Below are 18363 nucleotides of genomic sequence, written 5' to 3' on the forward strand. Positions count from 1 at the left end.
TGGGCGAACGGTCAGATTGGCCTCACGGGCCGACTGATCTCGCTGCACCATTTGCCGCTCTGACGGCAAGTACAGCGCAGACGAGGATGAGGACCCACCCGAGCAGGGCCAGTATGTGCCCGGCCGTCGTGGCATTCGAGAGTTCAACGCACAGCAATGCCACGGCGTGGCCGATACTGATGACGGCGATGCCAACGAGGTAGGGCACGCCTGCTCGTTGGCCTGCCTCCCATGCTGCAGCGGAGGCCAGCGTGTGCCGCGTGCGTATGCCGATCGCAGAGTTCCTGCCGATCGCCTTTTTGCGCACAGCGACGATCAGTACGACGCTGACCGCTGCCACGATCAGGTAACCCGCCATGGGCGCGTAGAACATCAGCGCTGCTCCTCTCGTTCCTGACTCGCCTGACCAGCTGCACCAACCTCGGCGGCGGTCATTCGACCGTGATGCCGAGTTCGCTGGCGAAGAGTTCGGCGAAGAGCATCATCTGCATCTCATCGATGGTGGCACCCCGCAGCGAGTGGACACCCGAGATCTTATGCGGCTGCAGACCCCGCAGATCCACATTGCCCAAAGTCGCGCTCTCGCACTGCAGCACTCCGACGCTCGAACCGGGAAATGACACCCTGTTGACTTTGGCCCGGTCGAGGTCGATCTCGTCGATGACGCAGTCGCGGAATTGAACGTCGGTGAGTTTGGCTCCGCGCAGGTTGAGGTAGGAGATCCGACAGTTGCTGAGAACGACCTTCTCCCACACGCTGTCATGAACCACCCCTGCACCGATCCGAGTGCCCGAGATCTCGGTGTGGACGAGACTCCCCCGCGGCATAGTCCAGGTGTCGGCCCGGCAGTCCTCGATTCTGCTGCCGGAGAACCGTGCACCGGTGAGGTTCACGGGAGACTCGGCGTCACCGAAGTTCACCCGGGACAAAGATGAGTCCAGGTAGGTGGCTTGGGTGGAATCCACCTCGGCGAGGTCAAGATCTTTCAGTTCCATGCCCTCGAGGAACTCCTCCGGACCAATGTCGCCGAGGTAGCCGGGCGTCAAGTTCGTCAGCGTGATCTTCGGTGCGCGTGGAGCTTCAGTCGTCATGGTCTCCACCGTATCGGCTGGGTAGGACACGTCCCTATTGTCGTCACTGCGTCGACTATTCGACGACGAAGTCACTCAGCCCAGCCGCCTTAAGAATGAACGGGGCGATTGACATCAGCACCAGGATCGATGCAACGATCCAGAGCCACATCATTTTTCGCCGCTCGCGCCTGAGACTGGTCGACAGAGCGAACAGCGGACTCAACAACGGCAGGCCGTAGAACACCGGAGTGAGAACGAACGCAAGTGCAAGAAAGCCAACGAATTTCCACTCAGTCTTCGAGAAGAATCCTTCGTGTTGCTGTGTGGTCATAAACTCTGCTTCTCCCCGTTGTCACTAGGTGGAATAACCGCAGGCAGTTAGACGACGCAACTGCTGCAGCGACTTCCACCTGAGAGAGCTTAAGCCGGCGACGCCCCAGCAGGCAACGGCTGTACGAAGTCGAAACGCCTCTTTGCACGGAAGTAACGAATAAGGTCCCCGAAAATCATAGCTGGCATCGTCGCAGTGACGAGCAGGCGCGGGACCGAGGGCGAAGAGCTGGTACCGAAGTTGATGGCCCAGAACAGTGCGGCGATCGCGATGCATACCAGGACAGAGTTCAGCACATCCCGCGCGCACCTCGTGTGCAGTTCCGACAGCGACTGCGGCCGAATTTTCGTGCCAGGCATTGCTTCGCTCCGTCCTGCGCCTCACGCATTAATAGACAGGTACCTTGCTTTCAACGCTAGCAGACGTCGCTCTGATCTGGAACACTTGCTCGGTTCAAGCCGGACGCAGTCGAATCACGTTCGGCAGCAGAATTCGTTGAACGCTAGGCGCGCGACTCACATCCGCTGGTTGCGAGCACTCTCGTAGATGCACACGCTGGCAGCAGTCGCCAGATTGAGGCTCTCGGCCTTGCCGTAGATCGGAACAGCCGCCGAGGAGTCACAGAGTTCGAGGTCTTCTGTCTTCATCCCCCAGGCTTCGTTGCCGAAGACCCAGGCGGTGCGAGCAGTCAGATCGAGCCCGCTGTCCCAAGGATGGTGGATGTCGTGAGACTCGTCGTTGGCGTCGGCGGCGAGCACCTGCAGGCCGCGGGCACGAGCCAGTTCGGTCACCTCGGCGAGTCCGACCCCGGTGACCACGGGAACATGGAACAGGGAACCAGCAGTGGAGCGGACGGTCTTGTCGTTGTAGATGTCGACGCTTGACGAGGTGAGGACCACTGCGTCAGCCCCTGCGGCATCGGCAAGACGGATGATCGTGCCGGCGTTGCCGGGGTCACGGACCTGGGAGAGAACGACGATGAGCTGTGCTTCCTTGTCGATGACCGAAGGCAGGTCGACGTCGATGCGCTCACAGACGGCGACGACGCCCTGTGAGTTCACGGTTGCGGACAGCTCGGTGAGCACCTCGTCGGTGATGATGTTCCACCGGATGTCGCAGTCTTTGACGGTCTCGACGAACTCCGGATGCGCCTCGGCGGCCTCTTCCGTGATGAAGAGTTCGGTGACCGCACCGCGCGGATCAGCATTCGACCCCACCCAGTCCGGAACGCCGGGCGCCTGGCCGGGAAGGCCCAGCTCCGCGTGCCGCTCCAGAGCCTCACGTACGGCCTGGGGTCCCTCGACGAGGAACTGGCCCATCGTCTTGCGGCTGTGGCGCTTGAGCAGCTTGACCGCGTTCTTGACCCGTTTCGAATTCGGTGAGGAGATGGCGTCTGGGAGTTTCATGGAATTCGCTGACCCGCATTCTTGCTGGAGGGACTACTGGCTATCGGAGGAAAGGTTCTGGGACAAAATCAACGGCCCCGAACCAAGTAAGTTCGGGGCCGTTGAGAGGATGAGGACCGGCAGCTCAGGCTGCGGCGGTCTTCGCTGCGTTGACATCAGCCGGAAGAGCTTCCTTGGCGACCTTGATCAGGTGCGCGAAGGTGGCTGAATCGTTGACGGCGAGCTCAGCGAGCATACGGCGGTCGACCACGACGTCAGCGGCCTTGAGGCCCTGGATGAAGCGGTTGTACGTCATGCCGTTGGCGCGAGCACCGGCGTTGATGCGCTGGATCCACAGGCGACGGAAGTCACCCTTGCGGGCGCGACGGTCACGGTAGCTGTAAACCAGCGAGTGAATGACCTGCTCTTTGGCCTTGCGGTACAGGCGCGAACGCTGTCCCCGGTAGCCGCTTGCCCGGTCAAGGATGACCCGGCGCTTCTTGTGAGCGTTGACCGCTCTCTTAACACGTGCCACGTGTTACTCCTTCAAAATTAGTTCTACCGGCAGTGCCGGAGTCAGGTTCAAGCTATGGGAACCACATCAGTGGCTGCCCGGGATGGAGACCCGAGTGGGTCTCACCTGCCCTTGAGCTTGCCCAGAAGCTTGCGGGCTTTGGCGCGATCTCCGCCGGTGAGGACCTGGTCCTCCGCAACGCGACGCTTACGGGCCGAGGACTTGCCCTCGAACTTGTGCTGGTTGTTCACGCCTTCACGCATGATCTTGCCAGTACCCGTCACACGCATGCGCTTCTTGGCGCTGCTGTTCGTCTTCTGCTTCGGCATCGAGCCGTTCTCCTTTGCATTTCGTTGCTGGTGGCGACCACCGGCAACTACTTCACACGCTGAAACCGTTCAGGCTCCAGCGAATCGGTACTTACTTCTCACGCGTCGGGCGCTGCGTGCTTCTCTGCAGCGACACGATCACGTCGGGACTTCACCTCGGGGACGTTGCCCTTGGCATCTGATGATGCCTTGCGGGCCTCGGCCTTGGCGTCGGATTTTGACTTATGTGGGGCAATGACCATCACCATGTTGCGTCCGTCGACCCGTGGCGAGGATTCGACGGTGCCGAGGTCCGACACATCTTCGGCCAGGCGGTTGAGCAGTTTGATGCCCATTTCAGGGCGGGACTGTTCACGTCCGCGGAACATGATCATGACCTTGACCTTGTCGCCACCGGCCAGGAAGCGGGTCACATGCCCCTTCTTCGTCTCGTAGTCGTGTTCATCGATCTTGAGACGGAAGCGGATCTCTTTCAGCGCAGTGTTCGCCTGGTTCTTACGGGCTTCTCTGGCCTTCTGAGCAGATTCGTATTTGAATTTCCCGTAGTCCATGAGTTTGGCGACGGGAGGCTTCGCCTGCGGTGCAACCTCGACCAAGTCGAGATCTGCCTCGCGAGCGAGGTCGAGTGCCTTGCGAATGGCAACGATACCGACCTGTTCACCGTTGGGTCCGACCAACCGGACCTCGGGAACCCGAATCCGGTCATTGATGCGCGTCTCGCTGATGTGTTCACTCCTTTTTCGCTCAAATGATGTCGTGGCAATAGAAAAGGCTCCCATTGACCACATGCCAAGGGAGCCTGCACACACACATCAGAGCAACGGTTGAGATCACCGCGGCACATCAAGTGAATACACCTCGACCTGAAACCTTCGACCTCGAGCTTGCGCCCGGGCTGTCGATCATCAGATCATTGGACCCGATCGTTTCACACGATCAAGGTGGGAGTCAGACCCCGCTTCGCACCACAATTCAGTGTACTACGCTTCATGACTCTTCGCACATCGAGGCCGAACATGCAATCGTCGGGCGAATCATATGTCAAGCTGGTTCCATGAGTTCTGAAAAATCTGTACCCGCCGAGGCGGTTGCCGATGTCACTCGTGATATCGCCGAAGTACCAGCCATCGAGGTCATCACATCCGCAGCTGTGCACCTGATGTCTGCCGCCGCCGTCAAATGCGGCCTGGCTGAAGACTCCCCCGATGTTCCGGCAGCAGAGCTGCAGGACCTCGACGAAGCGCGCAAGCTCATCACCGCCCTGGCCGGCCTGGTCACCGGAGCCGCCACCGTCATCGGCGACCACCATGCTCGTCCTCTGCGCGACGGCCTGCGCAGCCTCCAGTTGGCGTTCCGGGAAGCCTCGGCCATTCAGGATGAGCCCGGACAGGGCCCCGGCGAGAAATACACCGGTCCCGTACGCTGACAGACGCCTTTATGAGTGCCGGCGATTTCGTCGCGCACCATGCATCATGAATCTCCACATCCGCTGCGGCTCTCGACCAATGGTCGGGGGCCGCTTCTGCTGTGTCAGTGCCGAATGAGATCATCGTCCCATGTCTCCCGCTGAACTGCCGTACGTGAGTGCCAAGGAGTTGCAGGACTACTTCGGCACCACGTTCTACGAGCGCGGGCGCAGCTACGCCAACAAGGGGATGGTCGGGCAGGCCAGCTGGGACCCGCAGGCCATGACACTGCGGGCAGATGTCTCGGGGACTGCGGCACACGATTACATCAGCACTGTTCGGCTTCAACGCCACAGCCCCACAGCCAAATCATTCACTGTGCTCTCTTCGCGGTGCACCTGCCCCGTGGGCGGAGACTGCAAACACGTGGTGGCGGCACTGATGGCGGTCTCGATCCGACAGGTGGCCCCATTCGGTTCAACCGCGCTGCACGACCCTGACCAACGCCTCTCCCCCGACGACGCCGGCTGGCGGACCGCCCGCAGCGGCACTGCGCGCAAGAGCCCCCGAAGCTGGGTTCCCGGTGGCAGCAACGCGTCGTCACACGAATCCAGAGAGCCCGATTGGAAGTCGATTCTGTCCGGATTCTCCTCCGACCGAGTCGACGGTTCGGTGTGGGCCTCGGGTCCTGGTGGCACACTGGCCGGCAGCACACCGACTCGCCTTGCCCTCGGCTTCGAGATCTGCCAGCTGCGACGCACGGGATTCGGGAACTTCGAAACCCATCCGATCAGGCGGCCGAAGTTCACCGGTCGCTCCGATCTCGTCGTCACTCTGAGGCCACTGATGGAAGGTGCGCGCGGCAATTGGATCAAAAGAGACGTGTCGTGGTCCAACATCGCCAACACCTCGAACACTCGTGCATATGCTCACGGGCAGGCGGCTTGGTTCGCACAGCTGTACGGCCTGTCGGCCATCGGTTCGAAGCACCTGATCACCAATGATGACTCAGTAGTCCTCGACTGGTTCACTTCGCCCTTGCTCTGGCATCTCTTCGACCAGGCAAGGTCACTGGGCATCGGACTCGTCGGCACCAGCCGCGAGCTCTCACTTCACCACGGTGAGGAAGGGTCGACGGAATGCGATGTGGTGGCGATATCAGGTGGGCTCGAGGCCCGCTCCAGGGTCACCATTGATGACGAGTCGTTCGACCAGGGCTTCTGCGGCTCGATCGATGATCATGGCTTCTACGGAATCTCGACTACCGGCGGCTTTTCCCTCGTCCTGGCTCCTGCCGAGACAAGGACAGATCGCGATGTGGTTCAGATGCTGCGTCGCTGGGAACCGGTGACGATCACCGATGACCAGACCCATGACTTCTTCACGGACTTCTATCCCAAGCTCGCCTACGCCACCACCGTCGTCTCCTCCGACGATTCGGTGACCCTGCCTGTGCTCGCACCACCCGACCTCGCACTCACCATCACCTACGGGGACCAAGGTGCGCACCTGACGTGGGAGTGGCATTACCATCACCCGGTGCAGACGTTTCCGGTCCGCCGTGGCGCACTGGTCGATCGCAACCGGAGCGTCGAGCACGAAGACCGCGTGCTCGTGAAGCTGAGTTCCACCGTTGCCGCAACCCCACTGCCGCTGACGCTGCCAAGCGAGGTTCGCTGTGCGGACACCGTGGACCTCGACGTTCTGCAAACGGCAGTCTTCGTCGACAAGCTGCTGCCGAATCTGAGCGACATCGATCATCTCGATGTGCTTGAGATCGGTGATCGTCCGGGCTATCGAGAAGTCACCGATGCTCCGCTGGTCTCGATGTCGACAGAGGAAGCTGAGGACAGCGATTGGTTCGACATCCGCTTCCACGTCACGATCGACGGACAGCAGGTACGCTTCGCAGACCTGTTCGTCACCTTGGCGCAGGGAGCTGCGATGATGGTCCTGCCCGACGGCACCTATTTCTCACTCGACGGCCCCTTCTTCGACAAGTTTCGTCGAATGCTCGCCGATTCAGATGTCATCGCGGACTGGCAACCGGAGTCGCCCCGCCTCTCGCGCTATCACATGGATCTGTGGGCTGAGTTCGACGAAGTCGTCGACGAATCCGCAGCCGCGGCCTCGTGGAGACGCTCGGTTGAAACACTGAGCCACCTCGGCGAGATTCCGGCTCTCGACGTGCCGACGGGTATCGAAGCCACACTGCGGCCCTATCAGCTGGAGGGATTCAGTTGGCTGGTGGCACTGTGGTCCAGCGGGCTCGGCGGAATCCTGGCCGACGACATGGGCCTGGGCAAGACGCTGCAAGCGCTGAGCCTGTTCACTCACGTCAAGAACACGGATAACAACGCCGCCCCCATCCTCGTCGTCGCGCCCACCTCGGTGATGTCGACCTGGCGAGCGGAGGCGGAGAAGTTCGCACCAGGTCTGCGAGTCGCCACGATCTCGGCCACAGAGAAGAAACGGAAGACCACCCTGGCCGAAGAGATCGAGGATGCTGACCTCGTCATCACCTCATACGCGATTCTGCGCCTCGACGCACGGGCCTTCAGATCGGTCGTGTGGGACACCTTCGTCCTCGACGAGGCACAGTTCGTGAAGAACAGGACCGCGAAGGTCCACGCTGCGGCGAAGACGATACAGGCCCGGTTCCGTCTGGCCATCACCGGCACACCGATGGAGAACTCGCTGACCGACCTGTGGTCGCTGTGCTCGATCACCTCACCAGGACTGCTGCCGGACATCGAGAAGTTCCGTCGTGAGATCGTCTCCCCCATCGAATCGGGTGAGAGCCCGGAGGGGATGGCTCTGCTGCGACGGCGGATCCGACCGTTCATGAAACGACGGAACAAAGAACTTGTCGCAGCCGACCTGCCACCGAAGCAGGAACAGGTCCTGCGCGTCGAACTCAGCACCAAACACAGGGACCTGTATAGTACGGTCCTGCAGAAGGAGAGGAAGAAGCTCCTCGGTCTCATCAACGACATGGATCGGAACCGCTTTGCGATCTTCCGGTCGCTGACACTCCTGCGGATGTTGGCCATCGACCCGTATCTCATCGATGAGAAATATGAAGCGATCGGGTCGAGCAAACTCAGCGCACTCTTCTCCCACCTCGACGACATCGTTGCCGAGGGCCACCGCACCATCATCTTCAGCCAGTTCACCTCGTTCCTCACCCGAGTCGGTGAGCAACTGGACCATCGCGGTATCAACTACTGCTATCTCGACGGTTCCACTCGGAATCGCGGCGCAGTCATCGACGACTTCAGGACTGGGGACGCACCGGTCTTCCTGATCAGCCTCAAGGCCGGTGGATTCGGCCTGACACTGACGGAGGCCGACTATGTCTTCCTCCTCGACCCCTGGTGGAATCCTGCGGTCGAAGCCCAGGCAGTCGATCGTGCACACCGAATCGGGCAGACGAAGAACGTCATGGTCTATCGGATGGTGTCTGAGAAGACGATCGAGGAGAAGGTGCTAGCACTGCAGGAAAGGAAGGCACAGCTCTTCGACTCCCTGGTCAATGAGGGTGAGGGCTTCTCATCAGCGATCACGGGTGAGGACATCCGCGGGCTTCTCGACGGGTGAACAGCTTGGTGTCATAACTTCGTGCGCTCGCTCAAGGCCCGAGCGCCGACACACGTCTTGGCTGCGTGACTTGGGGAGCCTGAGAGTTGGTCTGGTGCGCGCAAGACTGCGCGGCCGCGCCAGCATCGTCACACCGAGGGTCGGAGCCGGAGGGCAATCGTGCCGGCTGGCAGGAGGGCGTCATCGCCATGCTGGGGTGAGCTCGGAGATGCTCGCCTCAATGCGGTCTAGCTCCGTGGCCGGTGCATCTAGCTCCGTGGCCGGTGCATCTAGCTCAGCGGTTGCAGGCGGATGGCCAGCGAATCGATCTTCGCAACCAGCTCCTCATCCGCGGCGACCGTTTCCTGGAAGCGCTGCAGCTCGGCCGCGGGGACCTCTGATTCCACGCCGAGGGTGATGCCCAATTCCGGGCCCCCGACGTTGACCTGTCGGCTTCCCGGACTCAGCGACAGGCGACTCAGCCAGGAGAAGGATTCGGCGATGCTGGCAAGACGTCGTCCCACCTCGGCGTCGGCCCAGGACGGAGTCCAGTCCTGCCCGTGGACGAACGCGAACATTGCGGGACGACGCAGCAGGAACGACGTCTCAGCTCCAGGGTCGAGGACGACGAGCTGCGAATCGGCCTCAATCGCGCCGAGGACGAGCCGCTCCGATTCGATCGGCACGGGCCGAGCGTCCGGATGCCATGCCGTCAAGGGTGGGATCGAGCAGAAGCCGGGGGTGCACTCCCTGCCGTCATCGGCCTGCAGTCGGACCATGGCCATCTCCGAGGAGTTGTCGACCATCAGCCCGTGCTCTCCGACCTCCTGGTCAAGTGCCATCGGGATGATCGGTGCATACAGTCGCGCTTGCGACAGAGCGGAGAGGACGTTGCTGTGCAGCGTCGGGTCCAAGGGTTCCCGGCCTACCTGGTGCAGTGCCTCGAGAAGGCCCGCATCAGCAAGCCCAGAATCGCCCGAGAACGGGTTCGGCCGCAGTTCACGGCCGGACCACGATTGTCCGGCGGAATCGGATCGATCGGTCGATTCCGAGGTCACTTGTTCAGCCTCCAGCGACTTCGAGAGCTTCTTCCAAGGTGAACTTTCCGGCGTAGAGCGCCTTGCCCACGATCGCCGAGTCCACACCGAATGGCACCAACTCACGCAGGTTCCTCAGGTCGTCGAGGCTGGAGACTCCACCCGATGCCACGATCGGCTTCTCAGTCTTCTCCGCCATCGACTTCAGCAGCTCCACATTGGGCCCCTGCAGCGTGCCGTCCTTACGGACGTCGGTGACGACGTAGCGGGCACAGCCTGCCTTCTCCAGGATGGAGAGAACCTCGTAGAGATCTCCCCCGTCCTGAGTCCAGCCACGGGCGGCGAGCGTTGTTCCCCGGACGTCGAGACCAATGGCAACCTGATCGCCGAAACGCGAGATCATGTCGGCGGTCCATTCCGGGTTCTCCAACGCGGCAGTCCCGATGTTCACCCGCTCTGCTCCAGTGTCGAGTGCCCGTTCGAGGCTCTCGGTGTCGCGGATGCCTCCGGAGAGTTCGACCTTGATACCGACGGCCTTGACGACCTGGTTGAGCAGATCAGAGTTCGATCCGCGACCGAATGCCGCGTCGAGGTCGACGAGGTGGATCCACTCCGCCCCTCGGCTTTCGAAGTCGTGGGCCGCGTCGATGGGAGAACCATAGTCCGTTTCGGTCCCGGCTTCACCCTGGACGAGGCGGACGGCTTTGCCATCGGCGACGTCAACAGCCGGCAGGAGGACGAGTTTGTTGGGGGTTTGAGTCATTGTGACCTTTCTCAAGAGGCTCTGGAGACTGAGCTGGAGGAATCGAAACGTGTGGAACCGGAACGTATGGAACTGCTGCGCATCGACAATGTTAGTGGCGTTCCTCGCCGGCCTGCGGGAAGGAGGCGAGCCAGTTGCGCAGCAGCCTCGCACCCGCATCGGCTGACTTCTCGGGGTGGAACTGGGCTGCCCAGGTGGTGCCATCCTCAACGGCCGCGACGAAGCTGCCACCATGGGTGGCCGTGGTCACGAGGGTGTTCTCTGGAGCTTCGGTTGCCGCATAGGAATGGACGAAGTAGAAACGCTCTTCGGCCACACCGTCGAACATCTGTGAGGTCCTCGGTGGGCTGACCTGTGACCAACCCATGTGCGGCACGACAGGAGCATCGAGTGCCGTGACCGCTCCGGGCCAGAGTCCAATTCCCTGCGTCTTCTCCCCGTGCTCTTCCCCGCGGGCGAAGAACACCTGCAGCCCGACGCAGATGCCGAGCAGAGGTCGCTGGTCTTCGTGCCAGGAACGGATGAGGTCGTCCCCGCCGACTCGCTTCAGTCCGGTCATCACGGCCGAATAGGCACCGACGCCAGGGACGAGCAGGCCGTCTGCGGCATCAATGACGGCACGGTCGGCGGTGAGCACGACCTCTGCGCCGGCGGCGGCAACCGCTCGAACGGCCGAACGGACGTTGCCCGCCCCATAGTCAAGGACAGCGACCGTGCTCATTGCTTTGCTCCCTTGGTCAGGACCCTGTAGATCCTCCACAGGGAGAAGCCGAGGACGATCACGCCGAAGACAGCGACCAGCCAGGCCATGGTGTTTCCGCTCAGACCGATGGTGATGCCGAAGGCAGTGACGAGCCCAGCGAGGACCGCTACGACGATCCACAGCAGCGCTGTCCGAGCCACAGCGGCCCGCCCCGGAGACATGGTGGCGGCGCTGGCCTGGAGTTTCGTCATGGAGGAGGTGGGAATGCTGCCCTCAACAGCGTCGGCTGACACTATTTCGAGCAGGAGCTGCTCGAGGACATCCGGAAGGTTCTTCAGCGCCAGACCGGCCGGCACATCCGATTCGCGGGCTCCGTGCCGGAAGTGACCGGCGTCGATCTGTTCCTCACTGCGGGCCAACAGCAGGACTTCGTGCTTACCGGAGAGCTTCGAGATCGCTGCGGCGGCCTCGTTGCCTGTCTGGACATCTGTGTCGGCCAAGACGATTCCGGTGAAGTCTCCGATGGGGACGATGGTGCCCTTGATGTTCGACAGCACGCAGGCAGCCGCCAGCTGCTCGGCGACACCGAAGGGAGTCACGATGACGGTGGTGCTCACAGGACTCCTTTGGTGCTGGGTACCGAATGATTGCGCTCATCCGGTTCGACTGCCTCGCGCAGTGCGCGGGCGAAGGCTTTGAATTCGGCTTCTGCAATGTGGTGCGGGTCTCGGCCGCGCAGGAGGTCGAGGTGCACGGTGAGACCGGCATGGAAAGCAATCGACTCAAGGGCGTGCGAGGTCATCGATCCCGTGAAATGACCACCGATGAGGTGGTACTGCTGACCTTCGGGCTCTCCCTCGTGCACGAAGTAGGGGCGACCGGCCACATCGACGACGCAGCGGGCCAGCGCCTCGTCCAGTGGGACAGCGGCCAGCCCGTAGCGGCGAATGCCGGTCTTGTCTCCCAGCGCCTGACTCAGCGCTTGGCCCAGCACGATGGAGGTGTCCTCAACCGTGTGATGGACGTCGATGTGCGTATCGCCTTCGGCCTTGATCTCCATGTCGATCAGGGAGTGCTTCGACAGAGCCGTGAGCATGTGGTCGAAGAAGGGAACACTGGTCGAGATGTCGGAAGAACCGGTTCCGTCGAGGTCGATGGATACGGTGACCGCAGATTCTGAGGTCGTACGGGAGCGTTGTGCCTGCCTCATGAATGGCCTTTCGTAGGAATGGTGGGATCTCAGTTCGATGCCAGCAGAATGCTGGGGTCCTCTGCCAGAATCTCGTCGACTGCACCGAGGAACGCGGTGGTCTCCTCCTCGGTGCCCGCGTTGACCCGAGCATGGTGGGTGATGCCGATATCACGGATCAGTATTCCGCGATCCAGCAGCTTCTGCCACAGTTCCGGTGGGGAGGCGATGTTGCCGAACAGGACGAAGTTCGAATCGCTGGGATAGATGGTGAATCCAACGTTTCTTAAGTGCTCCGAAATTCGGTCGCGAGAGTCGCTGAGCCGGTCCACGTTCTCCAGAAGGACGTCAGCGTGTTCCAGAGCGGTGCAGGCAAGTACCTGGGTGATTTCCGACAGGTGGTAAGGCAAACGCACCAGGCGCAGGACATCGATGAGTTCCGGTGCCGCGATCGCGTAGCCCAGGCGCAGTCCTGCGCAGGCGAACGCCTTGCTCATCGTCCGCGACACGACCAGACGGGGACGACCGGCCAGAAGCGTCATCGCCGAGGCCTGTGCGGGCCTGGAGAATTCGGCATAGGCCTCGTCGACGATGACGATGCCCGAGCAATTGTCATACGCGGCTTCGATGACGTCGAGACCGATCGATGTGCCTGTCGGGTTGTTCGGTGTGCACAGGAAGACGATGTCGGGATCGGTTTTGGCTACCTCGGCGCCCACGGTTTCCGCATCAAGGGTGAAGTCATCCTTGCGCGCCGATGACTGCCAGGTGGCACCGGTACCGGTGGTGATCAGGGGGTGCATGGAGTAGCTGGGAGTGAATCCGAGGACCGTGCGACCCGGCCCGCCGAATGCCTGGACGATATGGGAGAGGACCTCGTTCGATCCGTTTGCCGCCCAGATCATGTCAGAGCTGAGTCCAACGGTCTGACCGGCTCGGTCATTGACTCCGTGCAGATAGGTGACCAGATGTTCACGCAGTTCCTCGAACTCACGATCGGGGTAGCGATTGAGTCCGGCGAAGTGCCCGTCAACAGCCGATCGCATGCTTTCGACGACCACATCCGGAATCGGATAGGCGTTCTCGTTGACGTTCAGCTGCACCGGCACGTCCAGATGCGGAGCCCCATAGGGCTTGAGGCCGACTAGGTCAGAACGCACTGGCAAAGACTCGTTATTTCCCACCGCATCAGTCTAGCGTTGGGGCACATCCAAGGTCTGACCCGGGTGCACCACAGGCGAGGACAGATGGTTGATGTCGGCGATGTCAGACACGACATCGCGAGTGTCACGGTCGAGCCCGAGGTCCACAGCAACGGCCCACAGTGACTCTCCTTCACCGACGACGACTGCTTCGGCGTCGATCCCGATGTCCTCGGCCTCTGCTCCGGCTGCGGCCGAGAACGACTGCGTGGCGACGAAGAATGCTCCGCCGACGATGACGAAAGCGCACACCATGGTCCGAAGCAGACGCATCGCCTGGCGTCCACGAGTGGTGAAACGCAGTTCCTGGTTCTGTGCAGACATCGATTAACCTCTTTCCTTCGTACGATTCCACCCGTAATAGGTAGAACGTCTGTTCTATTCAACATGCCAATCGAACATATGTCCAGTCCAACTCGAACATTTATGCGACAATGAGGGGGAACCAGCGTTGTTGATTGGTCTGATAGAACCATCTCAGGCGGCACTGACACGAGAATTCTCGACGTGAGGATCAAGCGGTGAGGCCGGCGGGAATAGAACGAAGGGGAACGAGCAATGGTTCAGAACAAACGAGGGAGGGGCCGTCCCCGCAATGAGGACGTCGCCAGCGAGATCGCGGCCGCCCGCAGCGATGACGTGGATGTCTCGATTCCGGAAGGCTCCACCGGTGAGGGCGATTTTCGTCTGACCCCGCGACAGCGGCTGGTCCTTGAGACCATTGAACGCGCGGTCGTCACCAACGGCTACCCGCCGAGCATGCGCGAGATCGGCAAAGCTGCCGGGCTCGCCTCACTCTCCAGCGTGGCCCACCAACTCTCGCAGCTCGAACGCCTCGGCTATGTCCGCCGAGACCCGAAGCGTCCGCGGGCCATCGAGGTGGTCAACCCCTTCGAAGAAGAAGAGGCGGAGCGCGCCAAATACGAGGAGCTGGCCAACAACACCGTCCAGGTGCCGGTGGTTGGTCGCATCGCCGCAGGCGGGCCCATTCTGGCCGAGCAGGAAGTCGACGACGTCTTCTCTCTGCCGACCCAGGTCGTCGGCTCGGGTGACATGTTCCTGCTCAAGGTCGTCGGCGACTCGATGATCGAAGCTGCCATCTGTCACGACGACTGGGTGGTCGTGCGCAAGCAGCACACCGCAGACAACGGTCAGATCGTCGCTGCGCTGCTCGATGGGGAAGCCACAGTGAAGACCCTCAAGCGCAAGGCCGGGCACCAGTGGCTGCTCCCCCACAACAAGGACTACGAACCGATCGACGGCAGCTATGCCCAGATCATGGGTCTCGTCGTGTCGGTCATTCGCCGCCTCTGACAAGTCCCCCAGGGCCTCCCGTCGCTCAGTTTCCAACGGACTGTGCCCCCGACCGTTCTCGGTCGGGGGCACAGTGCGTTTCAGGCTCCGATCAGCTCTCGGTCGTCGCCAGGCGTCCAAGGCTGCTCTTCACGAGTGCCGCATCCGTCGTCGGCCACATTGTAGGCATCGAATTCACCAGGTAGCCGCCGTATCGAGCCGAGCGCAGGCGTGAGTCGAGGACCGCCACGACTCCCCTGTCGGAGGTCGACCGGATGAGGCGGCCCGCGCCCTGGGCCAGGCGCAGTGCGGCATGAGTGGCGCTGACGGCCATGAACCCGTTGACTCCCCGATCGTCGGCATCTCTTGACCTCGCCTGCATCAGGGGGTCATCGGGTCGTGGGAACGGAAGTCTGTCGATGATGACGAGACGATTGGTCCTACCCGGTACGTCCACTCCCTGCCACAGTGACATGGTGCCGAACAGGCAGGCACGGTCATCTGCGGTGAATTGAGAGACGAGAGACGGCAGTCCGTCATCGCCTTGGAGCAGGATCGGGACGTCCAGTTTCGCTCTCAGATGTTCCGCTGCGGCGTTCGCGGCCGCACGTGAGGAGAACAGTCCCAGCGCTCCACCCTTTGACGCGGTGACCAGTGCTTCAAGCTCATCCAATGCCTGTTCGCTCAGGCCGCTGCGCCCCGGGCGCGGGAGATGGGCGGCGACATAGAGGATGCTCTGTTTGCCGTAGTCGAAGGGTGATCCGACGTCGAGGCTGTCCCATTTGGGCGCGTCGGGGCCGAACAGCCCCAACGAGGCTGCGACCGCGTCGAAGTTGCCGCCCAGTGACAGAGTCGCCGAGGTGGCCACCACCGTCGAATCTTCGAAGATTCCTGACCGCATGGTGCCGGCAACGCTCAGCGGCGCGACGACGAGGTTGGTGGTCTCGCGCTCGCGGAAGGTGCTTCGAGACAGCCACACGACGTCGTTCTTACCCGGTGAGCAGAAGCGCTCGGCCAGGTCGAAGATCTCCTGACAGCGGGCCTTAGCCATCTGTCGACCGGCGTCAGACTCTTCGGTCTTGCCGCCGATATCGTTGATGATCTGTCGCGTGGAGTCGCGAATCTGGGCCAGCGCGAGGGACAGCGCCTCGCTCATATTCATGATCAGGCCCTCGCTGACACCGCTTTGGGCCCTCTCCAGTGCTGCAGTGGCAGAATCGAGCAGCGCGACAACACCGTCCTGAACGATGGTGTGTTTGCGCACGGAGCTCGTGGCTGCCGAGAGCATACTGGTGTTGATCTGACCGGACAGGGCGTTCGTGACCCGATCCTTGAGTTCGTGGGCCTCATCGATGATGATGACATCGTGTTCGGGCAGCACGGTGTTCTCACCGAATGCATCGATGGCCAGCAGGGCGTGGTTGGTCACGACGATGTCGGCCTCGGCTGCGTTATTGCGGGCCAGCTCTGCGAAGCACTCCGTGTACAGGGGGCAGTTCGAACCGAGGCAGTCAAAGGCGTTGACAGAGACCTCCGACCAGGCCCTGTCACTGACTCCGGGCAGCAGATCGTCTCGATCGCCGGTGTCCGTAGTCTTCTCCCACGTCCGGATCCGCTGGATCTCCTCACCCAGGCCGGACCGGTCGTTCGGCTTTCGACCGGCCTCTGCATCGGCGCCGAGGTCGAAGAGCATGCCTTCGCCCTCATCGGGATAGCCGCCGGAGAGTTTGTGTTTGCAGACATAGTTGCGCCGGCCCTTGAGCAGGGCGGCCCGCGGCAGCGGGTCGAGGGTCTTCTTCACCGCTTTGAACAGTCGCGGCAGATCCCTGTGGATGATCTGAGTCTGCAGGGCCAAGGTCGCCGTCGACACGATGACGCGCTTGCCCGTCCGGCTGGAGTAATCGGCGGCAGGAACCAGGTACGCCAAAGACTTTCCTGTGCCGGTGCCGGCCTGAACCAACAGATGGATGCCCTTGTCCACCGATGAGGCGACTGCCTCGGCCATCTCCGTCTGACCCTTCCTGGTCGAGCCGCCGATGGCCCCTACGGCGGACTCGAGCAGATCTTCGACGCTGCTCACTCTCCGATGACCAAGTCCGGACGTCGGAAGTCTGCGAGTTCCGCGGCCAGGTCTGCTGAAACCTTCGCCTGCATAGCGGTTCCCTCACCACCGTGCTCTTCATGCTCGACCATGCCCAGGGCATAGATCTTCGACACGAGGTCGCCGCGTTCATAGGGAATGAGCACTGTGACGTCGATGTTCGGCGAAGGCAGCATCGACTCGATCGTCTCGAAGAGCTCTCCGACGCCTTCCTTGGTCACAGCAGAGACGAAACGTGCCTCCGGGTACTCCGCGTGGAGTCCGGTGATCACCGCATCATCAGCGATGTCGGCCTTGTTGAAGACGAGGAGTTCGGGAATGTCTCCTGTCTCGACGTCTTTGAGCACCTCGCGCACGGCATGGATCTGACCATGCGGATCCGGGTGCGAGGCATCGACGATGTGCAGAAGCAGATCCGAGTCCGAGGCTTCTTCCAATGTCGAGCGGAACGCTTCGACCAATTGGTGGGGAAGGTTCCGGACGAATCCGACGGTGTCCGTGTAGGTGAAGGTGATGCCGTCGGCGGTCCGGGACTGTCTGACAGTCGGATCCAAGGTCGCGAACAGCGCATTCTGCACCATCACCTCGGCGTCGGTGAGCTGGTTGAGCAGTGATGACTTGCCGGCGTTGGTATAGCCGACGATCGCCACCGAGGGGATGTGATTGCGGGCGCGGTTCTTGCGCTTCGTGTCCCTCGACGGTGCCATCGCGGTGATCTGACGGCGCAGCTTCGACATTCTGGCCCTGATTCGACGTCGATCGAGTTCGATCTTCGTCTCACCGGGACCGCGGGAACCGATTCCGGCACCGCCGGCGACTCGGCCACCGGCCTGGCGGGACAGTGACTCGCCCCAACCGCGCAGACGCGGCAGAAGGTATTCGAGCTGGGCCAGTTCGACCTGGGCCTTGCCCTCGCGGGACTTCGCATGCTGAGCGAAGATGTCGAGGATGAGAGCCACTCGGTCGACGACCTTGACCTTGATGACGTCTTCGAGTCCGCGACGTTGGCTGGGTGCGAGTTCGGAGTCGATGATCACGGTGTCAGCACCCACGGAGGCGACGATCTCGGCCAGTTCGGCGGCTTTGCCCTTGCCGAGGTACGTGCCGGGGTCCGGGGTCTCACGTCGTTGGATGATCGCGTCGAGGACCTCCGAGCCGGCGGTCTCTGCCAGAGCAGCGAGCTCCCGGATCGAGTTCTCAGCATCGGCCTGCGTCGTGTTCCACAGTCCTGCGAGGACGACCTTCTCCAGGCGAACCTGGCGGTATTCGACTTCGGTGATGTCTTCGAGTTCGGTGGACAGGCCAGCGACTCGTTTGAGGGCCGCTCTTTCAGCCAGATCGAACTGCGAGGCGTCGTCGGCGTGTGATTCGTTGGTGTCCAGAGCTTGGGCACCTCGTGCGAGAACGCGATCGAGCATCGCGTCCCGACGCTCTTTTTCAGTGGACGTCATTCATTCC

Annotated in this window: 19 protein-coding genes; 3 read left to right on the top strand and 16 right to left on the bottom strand. The window is 61.8% G+C overall.

What is annotated here, in order from left to right:
- Positions 1 to 22 precede the first annotated feature (22 nt).
- The 7 genes from AAFP32_RS10365 to infC form a co-directional block, all read right to left on the bottom strand.
- Complete coding sequence (locus AAFP32_RS10365) at positions 23 to 373, bottom strand: SdpI family protein (protein WP_350269071.1); 351 nt, start codon at positions 371 to 373, stop codon at positions 23 to 25.
- A gap of 58 nt (positions 374 to 431) precedes the next feature.
- A complete protein-coding gene (locus AAFP32_RS10370) occupies positions 432 to 1121 on the bottom strand; it encodes a pentapeptide repeat-containing protein (protein WP_350269072.1) in 690 nt (229 codons plus the stop codon).
- A 25-nt stretch (positions 1122 to 1146) separates the two neighbouring features.
- Positions 1147 to 1404 carry a hypothetical protein gene (locus AAFP32_RS10375; protein WP_350269073.1) on the bottom strand — a complete coding sequence of 86 codons (258 nt, stop codon included), beginning with the start codon at positions 1402 to 1404 and terminating at the stop codon, positions 1147 to 1149.
- 515 nt (positions 1405 to 1919) lie between these two features.
- Entirely contained in the window at positions 1920 to 2810 is an 891-nt protein-coding gene (locus tag AAFP32_RS10380; RefSeq protein ID WP_350269074.1) for an RNA methyltransferase, read from the bottom strand.
- A gap of 124 nt (positions 2811 to 2934) precedes the next feature.
- On the bottom strand, positions 2935 to 3324 hold the full coding sequence (rplT, locus tag AAFP32_RS10385; protein WP_101619776.1) for a 50S ribosomal protein L20: 390 nt from the start codon (positions 3322 to 3324) through the stop codon (positions 2935 to 2937).
- Between the two features lie 101 nt (positions 3325 to 3425).
- Entirely contained in the window at positions 3426 to 3632 is a 207-nt protein-coding gene (gene rpmI / locus AAFP32_RS10390) for a 50S ribosomal protein L35 (RefSeq protein WP_009885053.1), read from the bottom strand.
- 98 nt (positions 3633 to 3730) lie between these two features.
- On the bottom strand, positions 3731 to 4411 hold the full coding sequence (infC, locus tag AAFP32_RS10395; RefSeq protein WP_350269075.1) for a translation initiation factor IF-3: 681 nt from the start codon (positions 4409 to 4411) through the stop codon (positions 3731 to 3733).
- 275 nt (positions 4412 to 4686) lie between these two features.
- Between infC and AAFP32_RS10400 the strand changes: the two genes are divergently transcribed.
- Positions 4687 to 5058, top strand: coding sequence for a DUF1844 domain-containing protein (locus AAFP32_RS10400; protein ID WP_350269076.1), 372 nt, complete (start codon positions 4687 to 4689; stop codon positions 5056 to 5058).
- Positions 5059 to 5188: 130 nt separating this feature from the next.
- Positions 5189 to 8638: a DEAD/DEAH box helicase gene (locus AAFP32_RS10405; protein WP_350269077.1), complete on the top strand. Its 3450-nt coding sequence runs from the start codon at positions 5189 to 5191 to the stop codon at positions 8636 to 8638.
- 269 nt (positions 8639 to 8907) lie between these two features.
- Here AAFP32_RS10405 and AAFP32_RS10410 read toward each other — a convergent pair whose 3' ends face one another.
- The 7 genes from AAFP32_RS10410 to AAFP32_RS10440 all read right to left on the bottom strand — a co-directional run bounded on the left by AAFP32_RS10410 (position 8908) and on the right by AAFP32_RS10440 (position 13835).
- Positions 8908 to 9675 carry an SseB family protein gene (locus tag AAFP32_RS10410; RefSeq protein ID WP_350269078.1) on the bottom strand — a complete coding sequence of 256 codons (768 nt, stop codon included), beginning with the start codon at positions 9673 to 9675 and terminating at the stop codon, positions 8908 to 8910.
- Positions 9676 to 9679: 4 nt separating this feature from the next.
- Positions 9680 to 10417 (bottom strand): bifunctional 1-(5-phosphoribosyl)-5-((5-phosphoribosylamino)methylideneamino)imidazole-4-carboxamide isomerase/phosphoribosylanthranilate isomerase PriA, encoded by a 738-nt coding sequence (gene priA / locus AAFP32_RS10415; protein WP_350269079.1) that lies wholly within the window; start codon positions 10415 to 10417, stop codon positions 9680 to 9682.
- Positions 10418 to 10508: 91 nt separating this feature from the next.
- On the bottom strand, positions 10509 to 11138 hold the full coding sequence (gene hisH / locus AAFP32_RS10420) for an imidazole glycerol phosphate synthase subunit HisH (protein WP_350269080.1): 630 nt from the start codon (positions 11136 to 11138) through the stop codon (positions 10509 to 10511).
- Positions 11135 to 11737, bottom strand: coding sequence for a hypothetical protein (locus AAFP32_RS10425; RefSeq protein ID WP_350269081.1), 603 nt, complete (start codon positions 11735 to 11737; stop codon positions 11135 to 11137). The genes hisH and AAFP32_RS10425 overlap by 4 nt, the downstream gene beginning before the upstream one ends.
- The gene (hisB, locus tag AAFP32_RS10430; protein WP_350269082.1) at positions 11734 to 12330 is read right to left on the bottom strand and encodes an imidazoleglycerol-phosphate dehydratase HisB; all 597 of its coding nucleotides are present in this window, start codon (positions 12328 to 12330) and stop codon (positions 11734 to 11736) included. The genes AAFP32_RS10425 and hisB overlap by 4 nt, the downstream gene beginning before the upstream one ends.
- Before the next feature lie 29 nt (positions 12331 to 12359).
- Positions 12360 to 13469 carry a histidinol-phosphate transaminase gene (locus tag AAFP32_RS10435; protein ID WP_350269083.1) on the bottom strand — a complete coding sequence of 370 codons (1110 nt, stop codon included), beginning with the start codon at positions 13467 to 13469 and terminating at the stop codon, positions 12360 to 12362.
- A gap of 33 nt (positions 13470 to 13502) precedes the next feature.
- Entirely contained in the window at positions 13503 to 13835 is a 333-nt protein-coding gene (locus tag AAFP32_RS10440) for a LysM peptidoglycan-binding domain-containing protein (protein ID WP_350269084.1), read from the bottom strand.
- 234 nt (positions 13836 to 14069) lie between these two features.
- Here AAFP32_RS10440 and lexA point away from each other — a divergent pair, with 234 nt between their 5' ends.
- Positions 14070 to 14825 carry a transcriptional repressor LexA gene (gene lexA / locus AAFP32_RS10445; protein ID WP_350269085.1) on the top strand — a complete coding sequence of 252 codons (756 nt, stop codon included), beginning with the start codon at positions 14070 to 14072 and terminating at the stop codon, positions 14823 to 14825.
- A 91-nt stretch (positions 14826 to 14916) separates the two neighbouring features.
- On the opposite strand, the gene AAFP32_RS10450 is transcribed toward lexA, so the two are convergent.
- A complete protein-coding gene (locus AAFP32_RS10450; protein WP_350269086.1) occupies positions 14917 to 16884 on the bottom strand; it encodes an ATP-dependent DNA helicase in 1968 nt (655 codons plus the stop codon).
- Positions 16881 to 18356 (bottom strand): GTPase HflX, encoded by a 1476-nt coding sequence (gene hflX / locus AAFP32_RS10455; RefSeq protein WP_350269087.1) that lies wholly within the window; start codon positions 18354 to 18356, stop codon positions 16881 to 16883. The genes AAFP32_RS10450 and hflX overlap by 4 nt, the downstream gene beginning before the upstream one ends.
- Between the last annotated feature and the right edge of the window lie 7 nt (positions 18357 to 18363).

Origin of the sequence: Brevibacterium sp. CBA3109 (genome assembly GCF_040256645.1) — a bacterium.
GTDB classification, from domain to species: domain Bacteria; phylum Actinomycetota; class Actinomycetes; order Actinomycetales; family Brevibacteriaceae; genus Brevibacterium; species Brevibacterium koreense.

What these genes read in the sequence shown, in the direction of transcription:
- AAFP32_RS10365 (WP_350269071.1), bottom strand. Translation starts at nt 373, where the DNA reads ATGTTCTACGCGCCCATGGCGGGTTACCTGATCGTGGCAGCGGTCAGC.
- AAFP32_RS10375 (WP_350269073.1), bottom strand. Translation starts at nt 1,404, where the DNA reads ATGACCACACAGCAACACGAAGGATTCTTCTCGAAGACTGAGTGGAAA.
- AAFP32_RS10380 (WP_350269074.1), bottom strand. Translation starts at nt 2,810, where the DNA reads ATGAAACTCCCAGACGCCATCTCCTCACCGAATTCGAAACGGGTCAAG.
- rpmI (WP_009885053.1), bottom strand. Translation starts at nt 3,632, where the DNA reads ATGCCGAAGCAGAAGACGAACAGCAGCGCCAAGAAGCGCATGCGTGTG.
- infC (WP_350269075.1), bottom strand. Translation starts at nt 4,411, where the DNA reads ATGGGAGCCTTTTCTATTGCCACGACATCATTTGAGCGAAAAAGGAGT.
- AAFP32_RS10400 (WP_350269076.1), top strand. Translation starts at nt 4,687, where the DNA reads ATGAGTTCTGAAAAATCTGTACCCGCCGAGGCGGTTGCCGATGTCACT.
- AAFP32_RS10405 (WP_350269077.1), top strand. Translation starts at nt 5,189, where the DNA reads ATGTCTCCCGCTGAACTGCCGTACGTGAGTGCCAAGGAGTTGCAGGAC.
- priA (WP_350269079.1), bottom strand. Translation starts at nt 10,417, where the DNA reads ATGACTCAAACCCCCAACAAACTCGTCCTCCTGCCGGCTGTTGACGTC.
- hisH (WP_350269080.1), bottom strand. Translation starts at nt 11,138, where the DNA reads ATGAGCACGGTCGCTGTCCTTGACTATGGGGCGGGCAACGTCCGTTCG.
- hisB (WP_350269082.1), bottom strand. Translation starts at nt 12,330, where the DNA reads ATGAGGCAGGCACAACGCTCCCGTACGACCTCAGAATCTGCGGTCACC.
- AAFP32_RS10440 (WP_350269084.1), bottom strand. Translation starts at nt 13,835, where the DNA reads ATGTCTGCACAGAACCAGGAACTGCGTTTCACCACTCGTGGACGCCAG.
- lexA (WP_350269085.1), top strand. Translation starts at nt 14,070, where the DNA reads ATGGTTCAGAACAAACGAGGGAGGGGCCGTCCCCGCAATGAGGACGTC.
- hflX (WP_350269087.1), bottom strand. Translation starts at nt 18,356, where the DNA reads ATGACGTCCACTGAAAAAGAGCGTCGGGACGCGATGCTCGATCGCGTT.